Annotated in this window: 1 protein-coding gene; it reads right to left on the bottom strand. The window is 71.2% G+C overall.

The genetic code is table 11. From position 1 onward, the window contains the following. Positions 1–250 (bottom strand): BTAD domain-containing putative transcriptional regulator (locus C7C45_RS34345; protein ID WP_341866536.1); only part of this gene is annotated, 250 nt, incomplete at both ends.

The following is a 250-nucleotide window of genomic DNA, read 5'->3' as shown; positions in this document are numbered from 1 at the left end:
CGTAGTGCGAGCACGTCGATGCGCAGTTCGGCGAAGCGGACCGCATCGGCTCGGGCGAAGTAGACGTCGGCCACGTCGGCGTACGCATAACCGCGCCACAATCCGAGCGACGCGTTCAGACGGTCGACGTCGCTGCTGCGGGCCAGCTCGGCGAACCGGTCGGCGTCGCCCGAGGCGGCCCGAAGCAGGGAGACGGGAGGCCGGGACTCGATCAGCGCGCGGGCAACCGGATCGGCGTCGTGGAGCGCCT

The organism is Micromonospora arborensis, assembly GCF_003205615.1.
Classification (GTDB): domain Bacteria; phylum Actinomycetota; class Actinomycetes; order Mycobacteriales; family Micromonosporaceae; genus Micromonospora; species Micromonospora arborensis.
The sequence above is the reverse complement of the archived record's forward strand: the minus strand, read 5'-3'. Positions and strand labels throughout refer to the sequence as shown.